Source organism: Sporolactobacillus sp. STSJ-5, assembly GCF_024385605.1.
In the GTDB taxonomy this organism is placed as follows: domain Bacteria; phylum Bacillota; class Bacilli; order Bacillales; family Sporolactobacillaceae; genus Sporolactobacillus.
Genome location: NZ_JANFOJ010000003.1, coordinates 1 through 18505, shown reverse-complemented (window position 1 = coordinate 18505; position 18505 = coordinate 1). Strand labels below are relative to the sequence as shown.

Sequence of the window (18505 nt, the reverse complement as noted above, 5' to 3'; positions counted from 1 at the left end):
ATTAAACACTTATGAAATTACGCCCAATGATTCATCTAAAGAATCATGACTAAAGACGCACAGGCCTTATTTGACTGCCGAAGCATCCTTCAGCTTCTCAACATATTTCTGTGCATTTTCTGCCGCAATGCTGCCGTCTCCGGTCGCTGTCACAATTTGGCGCAGCTCCTTTTGGCGCACGTCGCCTGCCGCGAAAATACCTGGAATACTGGTCTCCATCTTTTCGTTCGTCACGATATAACCCTCATCGTCAAGAATGCCTAAATCGCTCACAGCACCAGTCAGCGGATTCATACCGACATAAATAAACACACCGTCTACTGGAAAATCGGTTTCTTCTCCGGTTTTCTTATTCTTCAGCGTCAGGCTGGCTACCTTGCCGTCCGCACCATTGATCTTCGTGCAAATGGTATCCCAAATAAAGTCAACTTTTTCATTATTGAATGCACGGTTCTGAAGAATCTTCTGTGCGCGCAGCTGGTCGCGCCTGTGAACGATTGTTACCTTGGATGCAAAACGTGTCAGATAAGTTCCCTCTTCAACCGCAGAATCACCGCCGCCAATCACCGCCAGTTTCTTCTCCTTGAAGAATGCGCCATCGCACACCGCGCAATAGGACACGCCGCGGCCAGCGAATTCTTTTTCGCCGGGAACGCCAAGCTTGCGATATTCAGCACCCGTCGTTACGATGACCGTCCGCGCCTTGTATTGCTTGCTTCCGCAATCAATAGTTTTGACATCCGAACCATCCTCGATTTTCTTAATATCGCCATACGCATACTCTGCTCCAAATTTTTTCGCATGCTCAAACATCTTGTTTGACAGATCCGGTCCGAGAATCGATTCAAAACCGGGATAGTTCTCGACTGCTTCCGTATTCGCCATCTGACCACCTGGAATTCCGCGTTCAATCATCAACACTGACATATTCGCTCTCGCCGCATACACGGCGGCCGTCATTCCGGCTGGCCCTGCCCCCGCAATAATGACATCATAAATTTTCTGTTCTTCAGCCAACGTCAATCCATTCCTTCCATAGCAAATTTGCTAGTCTTCTTTATAATTATTATTATCTACTGATCTGATAATTCTATGCTAAAGAATGGCGCGACCAAAGTCCAGAAAATTGCTCATACGTAAAAACACTTGATTCGTATCAATCATCATCCCACTGTTTTTCAAGCGCAATTGATAATTCCTGAATATGTTTTCGCAATCGATACAGTGTCGTACCTGCTTCCATCGCAATGTCCTTCTGAGCAGCCGGTTTGCCGAACTCCTTCTTCCACAAATAAATCAAAGCAGCAGCCCAGCCCTTGATGTCCTCCTCACGGATATGTGCGAACGAATCGACAACGGCCCAGAAACTGTAAAGCTCCGGATGCTTTAGCGTCTCTTTGCATCCTCCTGCTAACCGCTCAACCTCGCGCATGACTTGCATACTTAGGTCGCGCACGCCGCTGTCCATTTCTTCAACCAGCCTGCGTGCATGACCCATGATTTCCGGATCTGTGCCTTTCTTCGCCACATCCAGAAGCAGAGAACGATCATGACACCGCGCAGCATAGAAAAGAGAAAAAATTTGAAACGATTTTACGTCTTCCCATGCTTCTTTTCGAATGAGCTCCCGAACCATGAAGTTCTTTTCCGCCCCTGGTTCGAACATCATGTCCTGAATCTTGCTGTACTTAAACGGGTGGAAGGGCTTGTCACTGAAAAAGTCAACACGTCTCCAGTTCTGCTTAGCCGCCTCTTCATCGCCGCAATGATAAGCAGAAAGTGCCATCCAGAAGTAAAAAACCTGATCACGCCGTGCGCCTCGCTTTTCCGCAATGCGCAACCAGTAGTAAGCCCGCTTGTAATTACCGATAAAAAGATAGGTTGAACCGAGTTTTCCGCAATGCTCTGGGTAAAGCGGATAGATCAAATCAAGACGTGCAACCACTTTCTCCAGCCCGGATTTATCGTGCAATTGATAGTAAAAAGTCGCTAAATTACACAAAGCATGAATATTTCCCGGATCCTTTTCCAAAACGCGGCATGCAGTGGCAAGCGCATTTTCCTGATCATCCATAGAAAAATAGGCGATTGAAAGATTATTCTGTGCCGCAAGAAAATCCGGCTCGTCCTCAATCACTTGTTTAAAGTAATGGATTGCTTCGTCAAAATGGCCGTGTTCCAGTGCCAGACGACCGCGTTCATGAACCGTAACATAGGCAGATTCATCTTCATCCAATTCTTTCATTTCTGAGTTCAGCATTTGAAACAATTCCTGAGCCTCATGCTTAAATGTTCCATTCGGTTCCAAAGTCAAATAGATTTGAACTTCATCTAATGCCTCTTGAAATTCCCCAAGATAGGCATAATTATTTGCTATAAAAAAATAACAATCGGTCATTTTCGAATCAAGTTCATAAACCACTTTTTTTAGTAAGCGAATTGATGATTCATAGTTTTCCAGCTCAGCAAGAATCTCAGCTTGCTGGCAAAGGTATTCGACATCATTCGGTTTGAATTTGATTGCGCGCTCCATATATTTGCTGGCGCGTTCAAGATCGCCTTTTTCAAAACAAGCGATCCCTTTCTGATAAAAAAAGTCACCGTCACAATGAAAATCGATGACGCGTGCTTTTTTCGTGCAGTTTCTCTCCTCCATAAAATCCTTTTGCCCCCGTGCCTCTTTTTCCAATCCCAAATAATTATAGCATAACTGCTCTCGCCATTTTTGAAAAGCCTTTGCCAATTACAGTTTACCTGCCGACATGTAAAAACAACCGTCTCTTGGCGGTTGTTCTAGAAACTCTTAATTCAGATTGTTACTTCTGTACTCCGTACGATACTGAGCAAATCCTTCATGTTATTCAATAAATAATCCGGGTTCAATCGTTCCAGCATCGTCCGCCCTTTGAGTGACCAGCCGACTGCCGCGGTGCGAACATGTGCATTTTCTCCTGCCAGGATATCGGCCGGGCTGTCACCAACCATAATAGTTGTTTCCTTCTGTGCGGCCAAGTCGTTCATCGCGCGTACTACAGGTTCAGGATCTGGCTTGAGCCGCGTAACATCATTGCTCGTAATTACCGTTTCGAAGAAATCAGCCATTCGGGTCAAATGGAGACCGCGCTCCACCATATCTCGCGTTTTGGTTGAAACAACGCCGAGTTTGCAGCCATCTTCTTTCAACACGGTCAAGGTTTCGCGCACGTAGGGAAACTCCTTGACAAGCCTGTCATGGAATCGGCTGTTATGATCGCGGTACATGGAAATCATTTCATTTGTCAGCTTCGGACTAATCCGGTTAAAGCTTGTTTCCAAGGATTCACCGATAAACGGGATCAGATCTTTCCGTGTAAATTTTCCTGGATAATAGTGGTCCAGTGTATATTGAAAAGAAGTCAGGATTAAATTATTTGTATCAATCAGTGTTCCGTCCAAATCAAATAAAACCGTCTTTATCAAATTGCCCATCTCCCCAAAAGAAAACTCAACTAAGTGTTAATGAATTCGCATCAAATCTCTCTATACAGAAAAAAATCACCGCAATTGTTTCTTGAATTGCGATGATCAATTAAATTTATGTCTACTCACTATAGAGCGGTCTGTTTTTCTGTGCCGTTCGCCAATAGGTGATCAGTCCTACGCCAACAATAACCAAAACAACGGACAGCCATTGCGATACGCGAAGCGGCCCGAGCATCAAACTGTCTGTGCGCAACCCTTCAATATAGCAGCGGCCTAAGGCATACCAGGTTACATAAATCATAAAAAGTTCGCCGCGTTTCAATCGAACGACACGCCGGATAACCAGCAGAATAACAAAACCGACGATATTCCAAACCGATTCATACAAGAAAGTCGGAATGTAATAGGTCCCATCAATATACATCTGGTTGATGATGAAATGAGGCAGATGCAAATGTTCCAGTGCCGCCCGTGTTGTTGGACCGCCGTGCGCTTCCTGATTCATAAAATTGCCCCATCGTCCGATCGCTTGACCGAGGATAACGCTCGGTGCGCAGACATCGGCAACCTTCCAAAAAGGCAGATGACGGAGCCGGCAATAGACAACTGCGGTCAGCACTGCACCGATCAAGGCACCATAAATTGCGATGCCTCCGTTCCAAATAGCAATGATCTCTCCGGGATGCTTGGAGTAGTAACCCCATTCAAAGGCCACATAATAGATACGTGCGCAGATCACCGCGATTGGCGCTGCATAGAGAATTAAATCGGTAAATGTATCTGGCGGGAGGTCAAGACGTTTGCCCTCGCGCATCGCAATAAGCAGTCCAATTAAAGCGCCTGCCGCGATAATGATGCCGTACCAATAAATATGGAGCGGTCCTAATTCAAAAGCCACTCGATTGAGCGGTTCAATTGCTTCGTTCATAAAGATGGACACCTCAACTTAAATAAAATGGATTATCGATCATTCAAACTGTCATTCAGTCGATCAGCAAATTGCTGCGCGGCATGGTAACCCATGTTTTTCAACCGATAATTCATCGCCGCTACTTCAATAATGACAGCAAGGTTGCGCCCCGGTCGTACAGGAAGAACAAGCCTTGGAATCTCCGTATCAATCAATTTAATCTTTTCTTCATCCAGTCCGAGCCGATCATATACTTTGCTCTGATCCCACAGTTCCAGATGAATGACCAATGAAACGGTCTTATAATTGCGGACTGCCCCGGCGCCAAACAAGGTCATTACATTAATAATCCCGAGTCCACGAATTTCAAGAAGATGCTGAATCAATTCCGGCGCGCTGCCGACGAGCTCAGCCTCGCCTTCCTGACGAATTTCAACCGAATCATCCGCCACAAGGCGATGACCGCGCTTCACGAGTTCGAGTGCTGTTTCGCTTTTCCCCACGCCGCTGTCCCCGGTAATCAGAACTCCGACACCATAGACATCAACGAGCACGCCGTGCACGGCTGTCATCGGTGCGAGTCGCGATTCCAAATAGTTTGTGATCATACTGCTCAGTCGTGTCGTCTGCATCTTCGACTGAAGCACAGGGACATGGCGTTTATTTGATGAAATGATGAATTCCTCAGGCACTTCAATTCCACGAGAGATCACAATGCACGGCGTCTGTGCGGTGCACAGCTGAGAGGTTCGTTTATACCGCTCATCCTGGCTCAATTCATTAAAAAAAGAAAGCTCGGTACGCCCAAGCAGCTGCAGACGTCTCCTGGGATAATAAGTAAAATAGCCGGCAATTTCCAAGCCGGGTCTCGAAATGTCGCTGACAATAATTTCACGATCCAACCCTTCCTTGCCGCTTACCAGCTTCAAATCAAAATGCTCAATAAGTTCACGCACACGCACTCTGCTCATGTTTTCATTTGCCGCCGGAACCTGTCCGTTTTCTTCCGTCATCACGCACCTCATGTTAGGGCTGACAGGCGCTCGGGAAGCATAAAATCCGCCGGGCAAGGCGTACACGCCTGAGAGAGAGAATCAGCCTCCATTTCTTTCTATTAGTGCACCGGGGTGTCGGTCCGGTGCTCTCTCAGGTTCATTTAATAAATCGGGGTACTGCCCGATGATTAGTCACATTTTCTTTATTTTACCATAGATTCGCCGCGCGCCAAAAAATGAATTCCATGATTTTAAATGATCGGGCAATCCTTGGGAAACAGCAGAAAAAACAGCGCAATTACTCGCGCCGCAAGGGTTTGATTATAAAGTTTTGGATGATCATCTGGCAAATAGCCATAATGATCGCAACGATCAACGCGCTTCCAAAGCCGTCCAGTTCAAATGCCGGGCCCATGATCGATGCCGTCAGCATCAGCATCAATGCATTGATGACAAAAATGAAGAATCCGAGCGTCAGGACGGTCGCCGGTAAGGAGAATAATAACAGAACCGGCCGGATAAAGAGATTGAGAAATGACAAGATCAGGCTGGCAGCAAAAGCCGCGCCAATGCCGGAAAGATGCACCATCGTATGAAGATAGCCGGCAAGTGTCATTAAAATCACCATATTTATGATGACATTAAGCAAGGTTTTGGCAAACCAGTTTTTAAACAAAAGCGTCACACTCTTTCAGGAATAATTAGATAAGCAATAAAATAACCAATCAAGCATGGAAAAAAGGCGGTTACGATTGTCAAAACCACAAAGGCAAGCCTGACAACTACGGGGTCAATATTAAAATAGTCGCCGATTCCGCCGAGTACACCGCCAAGTACCCTGTTTTCTCTTGATCGGAATAATTGTTTGTACACGAAAAAACCTCCCGCCTCATTCATCTTATTCCACTATACCCTTTCATCATGCAAGGTAACAAGAACATTTTCCCGTTTTATGGGGAAAATCTGGTTTACACGCGCAACTGATCGCTCGATTCAGCTACCTGCTGCTGGTTATGAAGATGCTCCTCCATGCGCACACGGTCACGTTCCAGCACCGGCTTCAGATACTTGCCGGTATAGGATTCCTTGGTATCCGCTACTTTTTCCGGAGTCCCTGTAACCACAATCGTGCCGCCGCCGTTTCCGCCTTCCGGACCAAGATCGATCAAGTAGTCCGCACATTTAATTACATCAAGATTATGCTCGATGATTAACACACTGTCACCGCTGTCTACGAGTGCCTGAAGCACAACAAGCAGCCGGGAGATGTCATCCATATGCAGACCGGTCGTCGGTTCGTCCAGGATATAAAGTGCACGGCCTTTCGTACGACGATAAAGCTGGGACGCGAGCTTGACACGCTGAGCTTCGCCGCCGGAGAGCGTCGTGGCCGGTTGGCCGAGCCGAATATAGCCTAAGCCGACATCATAGAGCGGTTCCAGTCTGCGTTTGATCCGCGGTACATTTTTGAAAAATTCCAGACCTTCCTCTACAGTCATGTCCAGAACATCGGCAATCGTTTTCCCTTTATAGGTCACATCGAGCGTTTCACGATTATAACGTTTGCCATGGCATACTTCGCACGGCACATAAACATCCGGAAGGAAGTGCATTTCTATTTTAATAATACCGTCGCCGCTGCACGCTTCGCAGCGTCCGCCTTTAACATTGAAGCTGAAACGACCTTTTTTATAGCCGCGCACCTTTGCCTCATTTGTCGCCGCAAACACGTCGCGAATCATGTCAAAGACTCCGGTATAAGTTGCCGGGTTGGAACGCGGCGTGCGTCCGATCGGTGCCTGGTCGATTTGAATGACCCGATCCAATTCTTTTATGCCCTTGATCTGCTTATACTCACCGGGAGCATCGCGCCGCCCGTGCAATTTCTGAGCAAGTGCCTTGAACAGCACCTCATTGACCAAGGTACTTTTCCCCGAGCCGGAAACGCCGGTAACCACCGTCATCACACCGAGCGGGAAACTAACCGTCACATTCTTCAAATTGTTCGCCTTCGCGCCGATCACTTTGATCTCGCGCTTGGTTGCTTTTCTCCGTTTCGCCGGAATCGGAATGAATTTGCGGCCCGACAGGTACTGCCCGGTGAGTGAATTTTCATTGTGCATGATTTCCTCAGGAGTACCCTGTGCCGTGATTTGTCCGCCATGCTCGCCGGCACCCGGACCGACGTCGATAATGTAATCGGAAGCAAGCATGGTATCCTCATCATGTTCAACGACGATCAGTGTATTTCCCAGATCGCGCATGCCGAGCAGCGAATGAATCAAGCGGTCATTATCGCGCTGATGCAAGCCGATTGACGGTTCGTCCAAAATGTAGAGCACACCCATGAGCTGCGATCCGATCTGCGTTGCCAGCCGGATTCGCTGTGCTTCCCCTCCTGACAAGGTACCCGCCGCACGGCCTAAGGTTAGATAGTCCAGTCCTACATCAATGAGGAACTGAGTCCGCTGTGTAATTTCACGAAGAATCAAACGAGCAATCGTCTGTTCCTTTTCGGTGAGTTCCAGCCCGTTAAAGAACGAAAGCATTTCCCGAATCGGCATTTCGGTCACTTCACTGATGTGCTTGCCGCCGATTTTCACCGCCAACGCTTCCGGACGAAGCCGGTGACCGTGACAGGTCGGGCACGGCTTTTGCATCATATACTCGGACATTTGTTCACGAATAAAGTCAGAGCTTGTCTCACGGTATCTACGTCCGATATTGTTCATGACGCCTTCGTAGTACATGTCTTTATCCCGAACATCGCCGAATTCATTTTCATAGTGAAAATGGATGCGTTCAGTCCCTGAGCCGTAGAGAAGGAGTTTCATCTTCTCTTTCGGCAGCTCTGAGACCGGACAATTCATATCAATGCCAAAGTGAGCACAAGCCGCCTTAAGCAGCTGTGGATAATATTGTGAACTCGTCGGTTCCCAGGCGATAATTGCACCTTCGGCTAACGATTTGGTCTGATCAGGGATGACCAAATCAGGGTCAACTTCCATGCGTGAGCCCAGTCCGTCACAATCTGGGCAGGCTCCGAACGGACTGTTAAACGAAAAGAGTCGAGGTTCAAGTTCACCGATTGAGAAGCCGCAATAAGGACATGAATGTTGTTCGGAAAAAAGCAGTTCTTCACCACCGATAATATCCACAACGACACGACCGTCAGTCAGTTTAGTTGCTGCTTCAAGTGAATCGGCAAGCCGTCCCTCTATATTCGGTTTCACAACAATTCGATCAATCACAACATCGATGTTATGCTTCTTGTTCTTTTCAAGCTTGATTTCTTCCGACACCTCACGCATCTCGCCGTCAACACGTACCCGAACATAGCCCTTTTTCTTAATATCTTCCAAGGTCTTGACATGTGTTCCTTTTCTTCCGGAGACCAGCGGTGCCAGAATCTGCAGTTTTGTCCGCTCCGGATAAACCATGATTCTGTCAACCATCTGTTCAATAGTCTGCGATGTGATTTCAACACCGTGCGTCGGGCAAAAAGGGTGCCCGATTCTGGCAAAAAGAAGACGCATGTAATCATAAATTTCCGTTACGGTTCCCACGGTTGAACGCGGGTTATGACTCGTCGTCTTCTGGTCAATCGAAATCGCCGGCGACAAGCCTTCAATCGCGTCCACATCCGGTTTGTTGGATTGGCCGAGAAATTGGCGGGCATATGCCGACAGCGATTCAACATAGCGGCGCTGCCCCTCGGCGTAGATTGTGTCGAACGCCAGCGATGACTTGCCTGAGCCCGACAATCCGGTAACAACAACCATTTTGTCACGTGGTATTGTTACGCTGACATTTTTTAAATTATGTTCCCTTGCTCCTTTGACAACAATATTTTCAAGTACCATCTGCGTGTTATCCCTCCGCCTTCAGTTCATAGAGTGCGTCCCGCAGTTCCGCTGCACGCTCGAAGTCAAGCGACTTTGCCGCCTGCTTCATTTCTTTTTCAATACCGATAATTGCCTTGTTGCGCTCGCTCTTTGTCATTTTCTTCTTTTTCTTCTTGCCGGAGCCATCCTGTTTTTCCACTTCGTATGTCGCTTTAATCAGCTCAGGAATGGCCTTTTGAATCGTCGTCGGTGTAATATGATGCACTTCATTGAATTTCTTTTGAATTTTGCGGCGGCGTGCGGTTTCATCCATCGCCAACCGCATCGAATCGGTAACTCGGTCGGCATACAGAATGACTCGCCCTTCCGCATTTCTCGCCGCGCGTCCGATCGTCTGAATCAGCGACCGTTCCGAGCGAAGGAAGCCTTCCTTATCGGCGTCAAGGATAGCGACAAGTGAGACTTCAGGAATATCCAGTCCTTCACGGAGCAGGTTGATCCCGACCAGCACATCGAATTCGCCGCGTCGCAAATTGCGAATGATCTCAATCCGGTCGAGCGTCTTAACTTCCGAATGAAGATAATTGACTTTAATGCCCATGCCCTTTAGATAGTCGGTCAAATTCTCTGCCATCTTCTTCGTCAGCGTCGTGACGAGGACACGTTCATGCTTCTTAATCCTAATATTAATCTCGTCGTAGAGATCATCAATCTGTCCCTTGATCGGACGGACTTCGATTTCCGGATCCAGCAATCCGGTCGGTCGAATAATCTGCTCGACCGGCTTATTGGAATGCTCCAATTCATAATCCGCCGGAGTCGCCGAAACGTACACGATCTGATTGACACGTTCCTCAAATTCTTCAAATTTAAGCGGCCGGTTGTCTTTTGCAGAAGGAAGACGGAAACCATGATCAACCAGGACGTTTTTTCGCGCCTGGTCGCCGTTGTACATGGCCCGAATCTGTGGCAGTGTCGCATGGGATTCATCGACCATAATGAGAAAGTCCTTTGGAAAATAGTCCATGAGCGTATACGGCGATTCACCCGGTTTTCGAAAGGTCAGATGCCTTGAATAGTTCTCAATTCCGGAGCAAAAGCCGACTTCCTCCATCATTTCCAAATCGTAACGCGTACGCTGCTCAAGCCGTTGTGCCTCAAGTAGTTTACCGTTCTCATTAAGCACTTTCAGCCGATCCTCGAGTTCCTTCTGTATGTTCACAATTGCTCGCTTCATTTTCTCCTGTCCGGTAACGAAGTGGGAAGCCGGGTAGATGGCGACATGATCACGCTCGCCGACAATCTCTCCGGTCATCGGATCCATCTCGGTCAGCCGTTCAATTTCATCACCGAAGAATTCGACGCGAATGCAGTGATCATCGCGTGAAGCCGGGAAAATCTCCACCACATCGCCGCGCACACGGAATGTCCCGCGTGTAAAATTAATATCGTTACGCGAGTACTGGATGTCGACAAGTTGACGCAGCATCGCATCCCGCTCCTTCTCCATACCCGGCCGCAATGAGAGTACAAGTGAGCTGTATTCTTCCGGAGAACCTAAACCGTAAATACACGAAACACTGGCAACAATAATGACATCGCGACGCTCAAACAATGAGCTGGTTGCCGAGTGACGCAGCTTGTCAATCTCGTCATTGATGCTCGAATCTTTTTCAATATACGTATCCGTCTGCGGAATATAGGCTTCCGGCTGGTAATAATCGTAGTAGCTGACAAAATATTCGACCGCATTATTCGGGAAAAATTCCTTAAACTCGTTATAAAGCTGCCCTGCAAGCGTTTTATTATGGGCAATGACCAGCGTCGGCTTCTGCACTTGAGCAATCACATTCGACATCGTGAATGTTTTACCGGTACCGGTCGCGCCGAGCAACGTCTGATGCTTTTGACCGTTCCTGATCCCATCGACCAATGTACGAATCGCTTCCGGCTGGTCGCCTTGCGGTTGAAAATGGGACGCGAGTTGAAAATCCATAGCGCCCTCCTCCAATCTTTACTGTTTTTCTATGAAAAAAGCATGATTTGTCATTAATAGTAAAAAATCTTTCTTAAAAAAAGTATAGCATACCTCTATAGCAAAATAACAGCAAAATGCGAACGGATATTCCCAATGTTTTTCAGTCATTTATTCTAAACTCGGCTCATCTCACACAGGATAACCGGAGAAGTCATTTACTAGTACTTAATGAAACTAAAAAACTTCCATGGCACTCGGCCACAGAAGTCTTTTTTGAGAACATGAATTACGATTTAATATCTTCACCCATGTATTTTTCAATTTCTTCTAGAATTCCTTTTGCTGCTTTGCGGCTCAGGATCAGCTTGCCGTTTGCCAGAACAAGGTTATCCGGCGACACTTCATTCGTGATCTGGCACGCCATATTCGGCACATATTTCTTGAAGATAATCCGTTCATCCTCCGTGAAGATTTCGAGCGGATCACCCTCTTTAATATTCATGGTCCTTCTGAGTTCAATCGGAATCACAACACGTCCTAATTCATCAACTTTACGCACAATACCTGTCGATTTCATTTTTGCGCTCCTCCTCTCGCCTTTTCTATACTACGACCTGCATCACTTTTAACTTGATTATAGCACCAATATGCACCACAATTCGTGCAGGGGTTAAAAAATTCCAATTGCTCACATAACTACACCCAGTTTCAAAATCAGTCACATTTTAACAGTTGGGATTATTGTAAATTTTGACGGAACAAACAGCCAAGGGGACCAGCAAGCTTGCTCACCTTTTAGGTCTGCGGGCAGCGCCTCACCTTAAGCATCTTCCTTTCTTCCCATAAAAAGGAAGGAAAAGGAATCTCGCTGTCCCTCCTGCGGATTTTTGTTCCTGTTAGATTATTCGAATTAAGGCTTAACTATTTGTCTTTTGTTTCAAATTCCATTGATCGCCTTCAAGAAAAAGTAGCCCGATCTTATAATTGTCATCTTCATGAATTGGCCCCTTTTCAAAGCGCTGCTCGCCGAAACGATCGATCACTTCCAGCTTGCAGTAAGCCGCATGCTTTTGAAGTGCTTCATAGAATTCATCCACGCTGCTGACCTCTAAATCATTCACCCGCAAAATTTCTTCCCCAGGAATAATGCCCATACGCGCACCAAGCGAGTGAGGGATCGCTCCAATAACGCGCAGTCCTCTGTTCGGCATAAGATAATAGAACGGCTGCGTCTCACGCAGGTGATGGTGGTACCAGGTGAGCAGCAATCGGCTGACGAGTGCCACAACTCCGCCCAGCACGACGAAAAGCGCCATATGAAGCAGATAGCCCGCACCGATGAAGATCGCCGTTATGCCGGACGACGCCATCAACCAGCTTGCCGTTTGACGAACAGCAGGTTTCGGTAATGCGTGCGTGATCAATTGTGCGATTCCTATGCCCAATGGGAAAATCGCAAAGCTAAATGAAGCGCCGCCGGAAACAAACGGCCAGGGACCAATGGACGAAATCGCACCCGGAACCGGCATAAGGAAGAGCAGCGGCGCGATCCAAAGCTGGCAAGCTTCATGAGCTCCGACCAAACTGCCCCGCTTGCTGCTGATGAGGCGCGGCGAAGTCTGCTGTGCACCCCAAAAATAGACCAGTGCTGTCTCAGCCAGCATAGCGACAACTAGGAATATGCCGAATGATACATAATCAATGGCTCGGATGTCCCCAATCCAACCGTTGATGAGCGAATACGGGGTCTGCAGTGCCGGCATAAAATAAGCGGCAATCAATGCCAAGCCACCTGCCACCGCCGGCGACAAAAAGCTTTGCCGGAACGTGAACAGTGTCATGATATATGCCAGTGAAAGCAAGGCAATGACTCCCGGCGTCAGACTGATTCCGGCGGCAAGCAACACAAGAGACGCTGCAAGTCCGACAAGCAGACTCGGCGCAATACTGGAAAAAATTATATTAAACATACCGTATGCCTTGACGCGAAATGACCGCCGCTCCCTGCGCACGCGCTGCGCGCCATAAAGAAAAAGCGCGATCAAAAGTAAATAGAGTAATGGATTGATAAAAAAAGTGGCAATGCCTGAAAAAATAAACCCAATGATGTCCGCCATCTGCAATTCCCCCACCTGGTACCCCGATTAAACAGCTATATTTTATAACCGTTTAATCCGATCTTCTTTGGTATTTCGACAAGATGCGCAGCATTTCCTGCCCATCGCTTCTGATTTAATTATACATGACGAACGTATCCGTTGCCGATTTCTTAGGAAAATTTTTACTGCACATGCAACTCTCATTACACAAAAAAGAACTTTTCCATCACGATCAGTGAAAAGTTCTTCAGATAATAAAATGATTTACATGTTATCGAGCGATTCGTCAAGTTTATCGTGCACTTTGTTCACTGATACGCAAAGCCCCCTGCATTTTCTTTTCCCTTCAAAAAAGTTGACGGCCAAGGGACCATCAACTTTCCAAGTTTATCGCTTAACTCTAGAAGCACGAATGACTTTTGCTCCATCCGGATTTCGGTGTCTGAAAAGAGTTCTTGCTCTTCTTTTGACAATCACTTCTTCGTTGTCCTGAACCACAACAATCCTCGCTCCAAGACCTCTCGTGATTTTGGCCATCGTTCCAATCGTAAGATTATGATCACCATTTTCAGCTCTGGATATGCTACTTTGCTGCGTTTCAACACGTTTAGCCAACTGTTTTTGCGTTAATCCCCGTTGTTTTCTCAAGTCAATAAGTTGCCTTGCTAATTGATAGCTTGCTTCACTTTCATCCCAAGCCTTCTTAAATTCCGGATCTTTCAATTGATCGTTAATGTAATCGTCAAGAAAACTCATCTCTGATCACCCTTTCTTTTTAAAAAGTCATCGCGGTAATCCTTTGCTTTTTTAATTTCTCGTGGAGGTGTCTTCTCAGTTTTTTTTGTGAATCCATTGGTCAAGATAAGATTCTTATCAACCAAATGAAAATAAAGGATTCGGAAAATGTTGTTAGAGAATTGTGTACGGAGCTCAAAAATTCCGTTACCTAATGGCTTGATTTTTTCCCTCATTTCCTTAGTCGGACCAAATTCCTCTAACAGTTGAAGGTTACGGAGAACTTTTACTCGATGCTTGGTGTCGAGTGAATTTAAATATACAGTTACTGGTTTTTCACCATTTTGTTTCTCATAAGGTATCAGGTTCCATTTCATTGTATTCGAATTATATCATATATGCGATATTATGTTCTAAAATAAATAAATTATCCCAATGTACATTTTTCACGCAGAAATTTTTGGAACGATTTTTTTTAAAACCGGCTAATTTATCGAGCGTTCCAGATTCAGCGCCTCTTACGACAGAAAACAGGCACTGCCGGAGCTGCGCCTGTTTTCCTTTTTGCTTTTTATTTTTTGATTTCTTTTTCGATTTCCGAAAGCGCCGTGTTTAACTGGCGATCGTTTTGCTGTTCTTTGATGGCCGTCAGCGTTGCTTGCTGCAGTGCGTCGGCTGTTTTCTGATCAATTTCACCGGTAACCGGCAGTTTCTTTTGTTTTTGGAACGCTTTTACTGCCTGTGCGGTCTGATCGCTGAAGTAGCCGTCAACGCGTCCAGGATTCTGGCCCGCGGCTTTCAGCATCTTCTGTGCGTCCGCAATGACTGTACTCGTCTCATCTGCTTTCAAGTTCTTGCCCTTTTTCACGGTGATCGGAGCGACATAGAAGTAATCCGGCTGCTTAACCGCAATCGTTGGCTTAATTCCTTTTTTGTGAATCCAGTTGCCGTCCGGAGTCAGCCATTTGTCCGTCGTCAGTTTCAGTTCGCTCTTGTCCGACAACTCAATCCCTTGCTGAACCGTACCCTTGCCGAACGATTTCACACCGACCAGCGGGTATCCGCCTGCTTCATGCAGGGCACCGGCAAGAATTTCAGATGCCGAGGCAGAGCCACCGTCAATCAATGCTGCGATCGGATAGCTCTTCTTCTTTTTCAGAGTAGAGTAGAACGGCTGCTTTTTGCCGGCTCGATCTTCAATTTGGACGATCGGTTTCTTCGATGGAATCAGCAGATTGCCTATTTTCTCAACCGCCTGCAGATATCCGCCCGGATTGCCGCGCACATCGATAATCAAGCCCTTCATTTGATCGCCTTCGAGCTTGCTGAGTGCTTTGCTGAATTCTTGATCCGTATTTTCGTTGAACTGCGTAATCGCGATGTAGCCAATTGATTGACCGTCTTGTTTCAGCATTTTGCTTTCAACCGTGCGGATCGGAATCGTATCGCGCTTAATATTAAAGGTCAAGTTGCCGCTCGTACCTGGACGGCTAACCACAAGGTGGACAACCGTTCCTTTTTTCCCGCGAATTTTGTTGACGGCTTGATTAATATCAAGACCTTCCGTCGATTTTCCGTTAATTTTCACGATCACGTCTTTCGGCTTCAGTCCCGCTTTTTCAGCCGGCGTTCCTTTAATTGGGGAGACGATGGTGACCTGCTTGCCGACCATCTGAACTTCGGCGCCGATTCCCTCAAAAGAAGAGGACAGCGATTGGTTAAAGTCCGAAGCCGTTTTTGTACTCATATAGCTTGAGAATGGGTCATTAAGTGCCTCGATCATACCTTTTATGGCGCCGTCATACAGATCAGTGCTGCTGATTTTCCGGAAATATTCCTTTTCAATCAGATCATGAATTGCCTTCACTTTTGCCGTATCCTTATCCGACGCCGCCGAACCGGCAGATGCTGATGCCGTTGATTCCTGATTGCGATTCTGGACAAAGCCAAACACCGCGTAAGAGCCTGCCGCCCCCACGATCAGTGAGATCGCCATAAGCAAAGCGACCACTTTGCCGCTGAACTTTTTCATAAAGAATTGCCTCCTCAATGACACTGTTTACCCGCAGCGAATCGTTCGCCGGGCAAAATGAACTTAGCTCCTATCATACAACAATGGCACGCGATTGTCTCGAACAATGGAGACAGCCCCGCACCAAAGCTTCTTGATGTAAAAAAAACCACCTGACATAGCGGGTGGCTTCAGATTTTCAAGAATTTTCGTACTGAACTCATACTGCCCCAGACACCGATCAACGCGCCGATACCTACTAAGAGCAGGCTCAGATTCGTTGTCATAGTGTGATAAGGGATCAGTCGGATGAACATCTGCTGCAGGTTGCCCCCAAGATTATAATAGGCAAATCGGTACACAACCATAACTAAAACAATAGGAACAATTGATCCGAGAACGCCCATAACCAATCCTTCGATGAAATACGGCCATCGGACAAAAGCATTGGTTGCACCGACAAGCTTCATGATTTCAATCTCCCGCCTGCGGGCAACAATCGTCAGCTTAATCGTATTCGCGATCAAGAATACAGAAGTAAACAGCAACCCGATGATCAGGACAATGCCTACGTTTCTCGCAATGTTGATGAATCGGAACAGCTTTTCAACCGTCCCTTTTCCATAACGCACATCCGTAACATTCGGAAGACTCTTCACCGTTTTAGCGACAGCGATCGTCTGCTCCGGTTTATTCGTTTTTAAGATATATGCGTTCGGCAGCGGATTTTCTTTTTTTAGATCCGAAAAGCTCTGCTTATCGTTACCGAGGCTCTCCATTAAGCTGTCTAATCCTTCTTTTTTCGATTGGAAACGAACGGATTGAACATTCTTGACTTCCTTCAGATCTTTTTGCAAAGCGTCCTGCTCTGCCTGCGTCATCGATTGATCCAGATAGACACGCACTTCGACGTCGCTTTCAATATCTCCGGCAATTTTATTCAAGTTGAACATCACCATCAGGAAAAGTCCGACGAGAACCAGCGACACCGTAACCGCGCTCACCGAAGCGAAGGTCATCCACCCGTTTCGACCGAGACTCTTAAAGCTTTCATTCACGTGTCTTCGCAATGTTCTAATCTTCATAGCCATAGTCACCTTCCTGCTGATCGCGCACAATCATGCCGCCTTCAAGCGCCAATACTCTGTGCCTGATCTTGTTGACGATGTCTCTGTTGTGGGTCGCCATAACGATCGTTGTCCCTTGCTCATTGATCCGCCGGAACACATCCATGATCTGCCACGACGTTTCGGGATCAAGGTTTCCTGTCGGTTCGTCGGCGATCAGTACAGGCGGACGGTTACAAATCGAACGTGCGATGGACACACGCTGCTGCTCACCGCCGGACAACTGATCCGGGAATGAGCGCAGCTTGTGCTTCAGACCGACGAGATCAAGCACTTCCATCACACGACGTTTAATTTGCCGCGGGTGCTCTTCAATAACCTCAAGCGCAAAAGCCACGTTTTCATAAACGGTCAGCTTCGGAAGCAGCCGGAAGTCCTGGAACACAACGCCGATCTTGCGGCGGAAATAAGGCACCTGCCGTTCTCTCAAATTCGCAATGTTTTTATTGTTAATGAAAATTTTGCCCCGTGTAGGCTTCAATTCTCTGAAAATCATTTTTATAAACGTCGACTTCCCTGCGCCGCTTGGCCCAACGATGTAAACAAATTCACCCTGTTTGACAGACAGATCAATGCCGTTCAGCGCCATAACCCCATTCGGGTAAGCCTTCCAGACATTTTGCATCAAAATAACGTCATCCATAAAGTTCCTTCCCCCAAAATCCTTTTTCACTTTTTTTGTCACATTCTCTAAAAATCTGTCTGATTATGCATTTCTATGTAAACCATTCGCACGAAACACAAGAATGGGAGGGTTGCCCGCATCGAAAACGTGTTCGGATGCATTCCCATTGCACCAACCTATGTAACCTATGAAACAATCATCATTATACCATCCGAACCCTTCAAATGACCGATGAAAATTATTACATTTCAATTTCAAATGAGATATCGAAATGAAACGAATGCTGTCGAATGACCGCCGGTAAGAAAAACTGGGCAAAAGTGCGAGATCCTTACTTCCGCAGGATGCGGCGGCCTTTTGTGTTGCGTACAGAGCCTGTGCATATAGCGAAAGATCCTTCGCTAAGTAACAAGTGAAAATAAGCGGAGATATTCCTGTTATTTGCATCATGGAGCTTGTTTCGCCAGTCAATAAGGGCAATTTTTCCGCTTATGCAAAGCAGAACCCTCCATTTTCACATTTTTCGATTCGATAAGCGGAATTTCTCCGTCTATTTAAGCTCTATTTTCGTTCATTTTCTAAATAAGGGTAATCTTTTCCTCTATTTATCAGATTGCGCACCTACCTGATCTCCTAATCGATAAGCGCAGATTGGGAATCAGCATCTATGACCATATCGTCGGATCAGCAAGGAAAAACGCTAAACTTTCCTTTTCCT

At 46.7% G+C, this 18505-nt stretch carries 16 protein-coding genes; all 16 read right to left on the bottom strand.

The window, feature by feature from the left end; translation table 11 throughout:
* Nucleotides 1-66: 66 nt before the first annotated feature.
* Complete coding sequence (gene trxB / locus NOM01_RS04205; RefSeq protein WP_255746667.1) at nucleotides 67-1017, bottom strand: thioredoxin-disulfide reductase; 951 nt, start codon at nucleotides 1015-1017, stop codon at nucleotides 67-69.
* Nucleotides 1018-1156: 139 nt separating this feature from the next.
* Nucleotides 1157-2743 carry a tetratricopeptide repeat protein gene (locus NOM01_RS04200; RefSeq protein ID WP_255746665.1) on the bottom strand — a complete coding sequence of 529 codons (1587 nt, stop codon included), beginning with the start codon at nucleotides 2741-2743 and terminating at the stop codon, nucleotides 1157-1159.
* A 65-nt stretch (nucleotides 2744-2808) separates the two neighbouring features.
* On the bottom strand, nucleotides 2809-3468 hold the full coding sequence (gene ppaX, locus NOM01_RS04195; RefSeq protein WP_255746664.1) for a pyrophosphatase PpaX: 660 nt from the start codon (nucleotides 3466-3468) through the stop codon (nucleotides 2809-2811).
* Nucleotides 3469-3580: 112 nt separating this feature from the next.
* On the bottom strand, nucleotides 3581-4390 hold the full coding sequence (gene lgt, locus NOM01_RS04190; protein ID WP_255746663.1) for a prolipoprotein diacylglyceryl transferase: 810 nt from the start codon (nucleotides 4388-4390) through the stop codon (nucleotides 3581-3583).
* A gap of 32 nt (nucleotides 4391-4422) precedes the next feature.
* A complete protein-coding gene (gene hprK, locus NOM01_RS04185) occupies nucleotides 4423-5343 on the bottom strand; it encodes an HPr(Ser) kinase/phosphatase (protein ID WP_255747076.1) in 921 nt (306 codons plus the stop codon).
* A 322-nt stretch (nucleotides 5344-5665) separates the two neighbouring features.
* Nucleotides 5666-6043, bottom strand: a complete 378-nt coding sequence (locus NOM01_RS04180; protein ID WP_255746662.1) for a phage holin family protein — start codon at nucleotides 6041-6043, stop codon at nucleotides 5666-5668.
* A gap of 5 nt (nucleotides 6044-6048) precedes the next feature.
* Nucleotides 6049-6240 (bottom strand): PspC domain-containing protein, encoded by a 192-nt coding sequence (locus tag NOM01_RS04175; protein WP_255746661.1) that lies wholly within the window; start codon nucleotides 6238-6240, stop codon nucleotides 6049-6051.
* Nucleotides 6241-6335: 95 nt separating this feature from the next.
* Nucleotides 6336-9230, bottom strand: coding sequence for an excinuclease ABC subunit UvrA (gene uvrA, locus NOM01_RS04170; protein WP_255746659.1), 2895 nt, complete (start codon nucleotides 9228-9230; stop codon nucleotides 6336-6338).
* Nucleotides 9231-9237: 7 nt separating this feature from the next.
* A complete protein-coding gene (gene uvrB / locus NOM01_RS04165; RefSeq protein ID WP_255746657.1) occupies nucleotides 9238-11208 on the bottom strand; it encodes an excinuclease ABC subunit UvrB in 1971 nt (656 codons plus the stop codon).
* A 268-nt stretch (nucleotides 11209-11476) separates the two neighbouring features.
* On the bottom strand, nucleotides 11477-11767 hold the full coding sequence (locus tag NOM01_RS04160) for an AbrB/MazE/SpoVT family DNA-binding domain-containing protein (RefSeq protein ID WP_255746655.1): 291 nt from the start codon (nucleotides 11765-11767) through the stop codon (nucleotides 11477-11479).
* Between the two features lie 340 nt (nucleotides 11768-12107).
* Nucleotides 12108-13307, bottom strand: coding sequence for a PDZ domain-containing protein (locus NOM01_RS04155; protein WP_255746653.1), 1200 nt, complete (start codon nucleotides 13305-13307; stop codon nucleotides 12108-12110).
* Nucleotides 13308-13676: 369 nt separating this feature from the next.
* Complete coding sequence (locus NOM01_RS04150) at nucleotides 13677-14045, bottom strand: helix-turn-helix transcriptional regulator (protein WP_255746652.1); 369 nt, start codon at nucleotides 14043-14045, stop codon at nucleotides 13677-13679.
* Nucleotides 14042-14401 (bottom strand): type II toxin-antitoxin system RelE/ParE family toxin, encoded by a 360-nt coding sequence (locus NOM01_RS04145; RefSeq protein ID WP_255746650.1) that lies wholly within the window; start codon nucleotides 14399-14401, stop codon nucleotides 14042-14044. Before NOM01_RS04145 ends, NOM01_RS04150 begins: the two co-directional genes overlap by 4 nt.
* 194 nt (nucleotides 14402-14595) lie before the next feature.
* Complete coding sequence (locus tag NOM01_RS04140; protein WP_255746649.1) at nucleotides 14596-16056, bottom strand: S41 family peptidase; 1461 nt, start codon at nucleotides 16054-16056, stop codon at nucleotides 14596-14598.
* 170 nt (nucleotides 16057-16226) lie between these two features.
* Nucleotides 16227-17120: a permease-like cell division protein FtsX gene (gene ftsX, locus NOM01_RS04135; RefSeq protein WP_255746648.1), complete on the bottom strand. Its 894-nt coding sequence runs from the start codon at nucleotides 17118-17120 to the stop codon at nucleotides 16227-16229.
* Nucleotides 17110-17805, bottom strand: a complete 696-nt coding sequence (gene ftsE / locus NOM01_RS04130) for a cell division ATP-binding protein FtsE (RefSeq protein WP_255746647.1) — start codon at nucleotides 17803-17805, stop codon at nucleotides 17110-17112. The genes ftsX and ftsE overlap by 11 nt, the downstream gene beginning before the upstream one ends.
* Nucleotides 17806-18505 lie beyond the last annotated feature (700 nt).

Bases quoted from the DNA above. Each gene is read 5' to 3' on its own strand.
- ppaX (WP_255746664.1), bottom strand. From the start codon at position 3,468: ATGGGCAATTTGATAAAGACGGTTTTATTTGATTTGGACGGAACACTG.
- lgt (WP_255746663.1), bottom strand. From the start codon at position 4,390: ATGAACGAAGCAATTGAACCGCTCAATCGAGTGGCTTTTGAATTAGGA.
- hprK (WP_255747076.1), bottom strand. From the start codon at position 5,343: ATGAGCAGAGTGCGTGTGCGTGAACTTATTGAGCATTTTGATTTGAAG.
- uvrA (WP_255746659.1), bottom strand. From the start codon at position 9,230: ATGGTACTTGAAAATATTGTTGTCAAAGGAGCAAGGGAACATAATTTA.
- uvrB (WP_255746657.1), bottom strand. From the start codon at position 11,208: ATGGATTTTCAACTCGCGTCCCATTTTCAACCGCAAGGCGACCAGCCG.
- NOM01_RS04160 (WP_255746655.1), bottom strand. From the start codon at position 11,767: ATGAAATCGACAGGTATTGTGCGTAAAGTTGATGAATTAGGACGTGTT.
- NOM01_RS04155 (WP_255746653.1), bottom strand. From the start codon at position 13,307: ATGGCGGACATCATTGGGTTTATTTTTTCAGGCATTGCCACTTTTTTT.
- NOM01_RS04150 (WP_255746652.1), bottom strand. From the start codon at position 14,045: ATGAGTTTTCTTGACGATTACATTAACGATCAATTGAAAGATCCGGAA.
- NOM01_RS04145 (WP_255746650.1), bottom strand. From the start codon at position 14,401: ATGAAATGGAACCTGATACCTTATGAGAAACAAAATGGTGAAAAACCA.
- NOM01_RS04140 (WP_255746649.1), bottom strand. From the start codon at position 16,056: ATGAAAAAGTTCAGCGGCAAAGTGGTCGCTTTGCTTATGGCGATCTCA.
- ftsX (WP_255746648.1), bottom strand. From the start codon at position 17,120: ATGAAGATTAGAACATTGCGAAGACACGTGAATGAAAGCTTTAAGAGT.
- ftsE (WP_255746647.1), bottom strand. From the start codon at position 17,805: ATGGATGACGTTATTTTGATGCAAAATGTCTGGAAGGCTTACCCGAAT.